Annotated in this window: 5 protein-coding genes; 3 read left to right on the top strand and 2 right to left on the bottom strand. The window is 34.9% G+C overall.

Annotated elements, in window-relative coordinates; translation table 11 throughout:
- Positions 1–45: 45 nt before the first annotated feature.
- Together ACIQ0D_RS10910 and ACIQ0D_RS10905 are read right to left on the bottom strand one after the other, a co-directional pair.
- The gene (locus ACIQ0D_RS10910) at positions 46–1,908 is read right to left on the bottom strand and encodes an LTA synthase family protein (RefSeq protein WP_395805524.1); all 1,863 of its coding nucleotides are present in this window, start codon (positions 1,906–1,908) and stop codon (positions 46–48) included.
- Between the two features lie 56 nt (positions 1,909–1,964).
- Positions 1,965–2,636 carry a hypothetical protein gene (locus ACIQ0D_RS10905; RefSeq protein WP_395805522.1) on the bottom strand — a complete coding sequence of 224 codons (672 nt, stop codon included), beginning with the start codon at positions 2,634–2,636 and terminating at the stop codon, positions 1,965–1,967.
- A gap of 108 nt (positions 2,637–2,744) precedes the next feature.
- Between ACIQ0D_RS10905 and ACIQ0D_RS10900 the strand changes: the two genes are divergently transcribed.
- From ACIQ0D_RS10900 to ACIQ0D_RS10890, 3 genes are all read left to right on the top strand, one after another.
- On the top strand, positions 2,745–3,539 hold the full coding sequence (locus tag ACIQ0D_RS10900) for a hypothetical protein (protein ID WP_395805520.1): 795 nt from the start codon (positions 2,745–2,747) through the stop codon (positions 3,537–3,539).
- Positions 3,529–5,580 carry a hypothetical protein gene (locus tag ACIQ0D_RS10895; RefSeq protein WP_395805518.1) on the top strand — a complete coding sequence of 684 codons (2,052 nt, stop codon included), beginning with the start codon at positions 3,529–3,531 and terminating at the stop codon, positions 5,578–5,580. The genes ACIQ0D_RS10900 and ACIQ0D_RS10895 overlap by 11 nt, the downstream gene beginning before the upstream one ends.
- A gap of 2 nt (positions 5,581–5,582) precedes the next feature.
- On the top strand, positions 5,583–6,160 hold a 578-nt coding region (locus tag ACIQ0D_RS10890; protein ID WP_395805516.1), incomplete at its 3' end, for a ComEC/Rec2 family competence protein.

The raw sequence follows: 6,160 nt of genomic DNA, 5'->3' as shown, positions 1-6,160 counted from the left end.
AAAACTGTTTAATGATTGGCTTAAAGCATTGCAGAAGGAAGTCGCTTAGAGATCTAAATACTGTTGAAATACCTCTTGCATGTGAGCCTGGCCATATCTTAACAATTGATTATCAAGTTTAAGATTGGCTTTATTTTTATGTAGGATAATGTTTTTTCCAACATTATCGTATGAAATGACTTGCTCTTTTGTGGCAAAGCCAAAACCATTGTCCCAATTAAAAAAGGCAAAGCCAGGTGTGGATGGATTTAGTAGATCTTTACTCCAAGTATAGCGACTAGCATCGATTTTTACTTGATTTAATAAGGTTGCGACTAAATCTGTCTGGCTTCCAGTTTTGCTTATTTTTAAGCCTTTAAACTCAGGTTTAATTACATCTCCATAAAATATTAGCGGTATTCGATATTTCCTTGCTTCAAATTCCGGTAGATCATTAGGTAAACGATGGCCATGATCTGCAATAATTACGAATAGTGTATTTTTATACCAAGCTTTCTTTTTTGCATCGGTTAAGTATGCTCCTAAGCAAGAATCGGTGTAAAACATGGTGCTTCTAAACTGATCATTTACATTTTCTCCCTTGTATTTTCTCTCAACAGGGATTTCAAAAGGCTCATGATTAGTTAGGGTTAAAATGGTAGAAAAGAAAGGTTGCTTGCTATTATCCATATCGGCTAATTGCTTAGTAAATACCTTGTCGTCATAAGCGCCCCATTTAGAATTCATGTCTTTTCTTTGAAAAGAATGTTGATCGACTAATTTTTTGTAACCATGGCTTAAAACATAGGATTTCATATTGAAAAACTCACTTTCACCGCCATAATAAAAAGAGGTAGAATAAGATTGTTTTTCAAATTCTTGCGCAATTCCAGGTAGTTTTTCTTGTTTGTTGCTTTGCTTCATAACACTTCTGATAGCCTGGGCAGGGAAGGCGCTAATGCTTGCCAAAACACCCTTATCTGTACGACCAGCAGCAGCATAAATTTCTTCGAAAAGTATTCCTTCTCTAGCCAATCTATCCGTGTTTGGTGTTACGCCTTTTTCGCCTCCTAAAATGCCAACCAACTCTGCCGTATAACTTTCTAATATTATCAATACTACGTTTGGTTGTTTAGAATTTAATAAAATAGGAGTGTCTTCTGTTGGTTTTTTATAGATTTCACTCAGAATTTTCTGCGCTTCCTTTCTTGAATAATATTTGTATGGATTATCCTTCCCATATTTATTGCTTAGGATGTCATGTATTAGATTCCATTCGGTATTTACGGCGGCATGATTTAAGACTGTTTCATTCGAAAAATAGGCCATGCTTTGGTTGATTGGTGATAATTGCCAACCTCCTCTAATAGCTAAAAAAAGCAATGCTAGCATAGTAAAAGCAATGCTTGCTTTCTTCCAAATGGGTTCAATATGATCTTTAATTTTAAAATCAAGTAGTTTTTGCGCTAAAAATGCCGCTGCCAGAATAAAGCCTATTAAAATGCTGAGCGATAGTAAAATAGGGGACGAGGAACTGGATGCAACAGCCTCTTTTGTAGAATTAAAGGCTAAATCGAGCGCTCTATAATTAATTTTTGAACCCCATTCACGGTATAAATTCAGGTTAAAAATTGTGATTATTGAAAATATTAAAACAAAGAAAAGCACGTAATATTTCCCAATGTTTACAGGGAATTTATAGCGGGGTAGAAAAAGTAAAATAAGATAAAAAAGAATAGGAATAACTGAAATGTATGCAATCATCGAAGAATCCAGACGAAGGGCGTACAAAAAGGTGCTTCCTATTTCACCCAGTCCGATATGTGAGATTCTATCCGAGAAATAAATAAGAAATAATAGCCTATCTAAAAAGAAGAATAGGAGCCAAAAAAGGTAGAAACGAATAAAAACAAAAAAGCTTTTTAACATCAGCGCAATTTATGAAAAAAGGAGGATGTTAAAAAGCTTTTGATATCGAATAAGAATTACCTTCCCCCTTGCATTTGCATTAATTGCTCAAAAGTAATTTCTTCGAAATCTTTTGAAGCAGAAAATGAACCAGCTGGAACTGTACCTGCTTTGATTTCTTTTACAGTAGCCTTAAGACTGATACCATTCATGTATGAAACAAATTCAAGTGGAATACCATAGCTTGACTTGAAAAAGCGACTTAAAGAATTTGGTGCAATTTCAATGTCTTTTGTAAACCAAGCTTCTGAGTTTTGATTTGATTTAGATTCATATACTTCATGCTTTAATGCATTAAATCCAACAATGGTTTTAGTTTCTGTGCCTTCTTTTAAAGTTAAGTTAGGCATATTTTCGGCCATCATTTCTTGATCTGCAGGAGTAAAAACAACTGAAAGCTTTTTACCCATCATTGGGATATCTAAAAGTAAACGCTCATATTCCTTGCTTGTATTTAGAATGTTTGTACTGCTATACATTGCAGATTCTGATTTTAGACTTGATGAATCACCCTTGAAATAAACAGTTAATTCTGTTGGCATACTTGATGCCATAGCCTGCATCTGTTCAGGTAATTTCCACTCAACCGAATAAACGATGGTACCTTCATTCACTTTGCCGCTCAATGATTGAGCATACATGCCTGTTCCTACTAATAACAGCGTAAGACTTAAAATAATTTTCTTCATGTTTAAAAAATTCATGTAGTAAATAGACGAAATTTTCCGCTTATTGTTACAAATGACCGTTAAATAATTTTTTTATAGCTTCTCTTTCATGCATACTATTTTCAGTTTATGAAATATATATGCTTATTTTTTATTCTCTTACATACATCAGCAATTGCTCAAATTAGTCCCGGGCCACGTTCACTTGCCATGGGCTCTTCCGGCACTGCGCTCCAGGATGTTTGGTCTTTACAACATAATTCCGCTGGTATTGCACATCTCAAAAGACCCATTTTTGCCTTGGCCTATCAGCGTCATTTCTCCGACCAAGAACTGAGCACTCAAAAGGCGGTATTTGCCATACCCTTTGACAAGAATGTTATTGGTCTTAGTTTTCAGCGCTATGGTTTTAATGAATATTTAGAACAAGTTACTAGCATCGCTTATGCCAAGAATTTTTCTGGTGCACTCGCGCTTTCAATCGCTGTAAAGCATCATCAATTGTCTGTTGCAAAATATGGCTCAGAAAGGCTTATTTCAGTAGATGCTGGAATGCAATATCGAGTTAATGATAAATTATGGATCGCTTCTCATCTTTCAAATCCTGCAAAAACAAGTTTTAATGATTTAGTCGGGACAAACCTTCCTTTAGCTCTTTCATTTGGCTTTTCTTATGTTTTTAGTGATAAGGTTTTGGTGATTAGCGATGTTCAAAAAGTACTAAATGCCGGAATTGATACTAAGGTTGGGATGGAATACAAGCTAATTAATTGGTTTGCGCTAAGAGGCGGATTATCGGCTAATCCTTTTAAGCAATATGGAGGTTTCGGAATAAATTATCAGCGGTTTGCATTGGATGTGGCTATTTCCTCCCATCTGCAACTCGGTTATTCACCTAATTTGGCCTTTAGCTATGAATTTTAAGGGCAAATATCTTTTATTTATGGTTTGGGCCTTGTTTTTTAGTCCGGAGATGGGACTTTGTCAGGATGAGAGTTCCGAGATAATTGATCAAATTTTAGAGCTTGTTTCGCGAGATCCTGACGAAGATTTAGACTATTCAGACCTCGTAGAAAGGCTTAATTTTTATAAGCTTAATCCTTTGGACTTAAACCGCGCTAGCTCCGAGCAATTAAGAGAATTGTTTTTTCTTAGTCCGCTGCAAATTAATGAAATCCTAAATCATAGATCTCAACATGGCTCATTTATGGATAAGCTCGAATTGCAAAGTCTGCAAAGCCTTGACCTTGAAACAATTAGTCTCTTGTTAAATTTTGTGAAAGTCGGAATATATTCTCCTTTACAAAATCTAAGTGCTAAAAAATTAATTCAAAAGGGGAACCACGATTTGATTCTTCGGATGGGTCAAATTATTCAGCCACAAGCAGGATTTATGAGTGCTGATTCCTCGAAATCTCCAAATTATATAGGATCTCCATTAAAGCTTTTAACACGATATCGATTTAACTATTCAAATACATTGGCAGCATCACTCAATATGGAGAAAGATGCTGGAGAACTTTTCTTCGATCGTAATAGAAATAAAGGTTTTGACTTCTATTCTGGGAGTATTTCTTATCGTGGTCAAGGGCTATTAAAAAAGCTTGTTCTAGGTGATTATGGACTGCAGTTTGGTCAGGGTTTAAGCATGTGGTCGGGTTCAGGATTTGGTAAGGGTGTAGGGATAACTACTATTGCAAAGCAAGATTTCGGATTAAAGCCATACAGCTCAGTCAATGAGGCAAGTTTTTTGAGAGGCGCTTCAGCTACTTTTGGCTCAAAGAAAATTTCATTTACTCCATTTGTTTCTAAAAAGAATTTGGACGCCAGTTTAAGCAGTTCAGGTTCAGAAATAGCATCGGTGAATATTAGTGGCTTACATCGGACAAAAACTGAAATTGAGAATAAGAATAGGCTGTATTCTACTGTTTATGGGACTAATATCCAGTATAATACTAGGAATTTGAATCTAGGACTAACTGCGTATCAAACGAAATTTAGTATGCCCTTTGGAGTAGGAAAATCATTATATGAGCAGTATGAATTTCAGGGTAACTCTCTTACAAATTTGGGTTTTCATTATGATTATGCCTTGAAAAACACCTATTTCTTTGGCGAGATGGCACATAGTTTAAATTCGGGCTATGGCTTTATTAATGGCTTGATGACTAGTTTGTCATCTCGGGTATCACTGGTATTATTACACCGCAAATATACGAAAAATTATCATTCTTTTTTCAATCAATCGGTCTCGGAAGCTTCCAATGCAGTAAATGAGAGCGGATTTTATGCAGCCATGGCACTAAAATTTGATTCAAAATGGGATCTATTTGTTTACTCCGATTTCTTCAAATTCCCATGGCTGAAATTTAGGGTAGATGCTCCCTCATCGGGCTATGAGCTACTTGCACAGCTCAATTATAAAATGAATAAGAAGTTTAAAATTAGCACCCGGTTTAAGCAGCAGCTAAGAGAGGAAAATACGACTGATTTAGAGGATGATTTTGGATTGGAGGCGGTTGATAAGCAAAACTATCGTTTAGAGCTTATTTATGATTTAAATGATCAGTTTACATTAAGAAATCGGGCTGAGTTGGTACGCTATAGAAAGGGATTTTTAAATCATGAGACAGGATTTTTGCTATATCAAGATGTTATTTATAAACCTTTAAGCTCCAAATTATCTGGGAATTTACGTTTTGGAATTTTTGATACTCAAAGTTTTAATTCAAGGATTTATGCTTATGAAAATGATGTTTTGTATTCTTATGCTGTTCCTGCTTATCAGGGTAGGGGGACTCGTTTTTATGGGAATGTGAGATATACTTTTTTTCGAGGATTTGATTTATGGTTGAGGTATGCCCAAACAAGTTATTATGGACAAGAAACAGTGGGTAGTGGGAATGATGAGATTAATGGCAATAATAGATCAGATGTAAGATTGCAAGTCCGTTTTCAATTCTAAATATGATTTTTAAGGGGGAAGTACCATTTGTCAGATTATTAATTCCTTTAATTATTGGGATAATAATCGCTTCCTATTTCCCTGGCTCCTTCATCTATTTTTGGGCTATTATTTTTCTCATTATAATTCTTATTTCCTATTTGCTTTTATTAAAACTCTATAAAAAGCATCGATTATTTCGGTTAGGATGGGTTTTTGGCATTCTCATTCATTGCTTTCTTACTCTTTTGTCATATAGCATTACAGTTCATTATTCGGGTGCTTACGATACAAAATATTATAGTTATTTAAAGTCGGATGTACTTTTCTTGAAAATTATAAATGAGCCTAAAACGACTGCTGGAATTGTTCGTTTCGAGGCAGAAGTGCCTGTTATTTATTTCAATAATAGCATCCAAAGCAGTACTGGTAAATTATTGGTAGCCATAAAAGTTGATAGCTCAAAAAATAAAAGTTTTTACTACGGGGATCTTTTATTAGTCCCCTCAAATTATAAAGAGATTGAAGCTCCTTACAATCCTGGCGAATTTGATTATAAATCCTATTTAAAAAATAAACAAATCTATTATCAGCAATTTGT

The sequence above is a fragment of the Daejeonella sp. genome, from assembly GCF_044342615.1.
GTDB lineage: Bacteria > Bacteroidota > Bacteroidia > Sphingobacteriales > Sphingobacteriaceae > Daejeonella.
This window is presented reverse-complemented; position numbering and strand designations above follow the sequence as displayed.

Excerpts from the sequence above, each read along its gene's own strand:
- ACIQ0D_RS10910 (WP_395805524.1), bottom strand. The coding sequence starts at position 1,908 with ATGTTAAAAAGCTTTTTTGTTTTTATTCGTTTCTACCTTTTTTGGCTC.
- ACIQ0D_RS10905 (WP_395805522.1), bottom strand. The coding sequence starts at position 2,636 with ATGAAGAAAATTATTTTAAGTCTTACGCTGTTATTAGTAGGAACAGGC.
- ACIQ0D_RS10900 (WP_395805520.1), top strand. The coding sequence starts at position 2,745 with ATGAAATATATATGCTTATTTTTTATTCTCTTACATACATCAGCAATT.
- ACIQ0D_RS10895 (WP_395805518.1), top strand. The coding sequence starts at position 3,529 with ATGAATTTTAAGGGCAAATATCTTTTATTTATGGTTTGGGCCTTGTTT.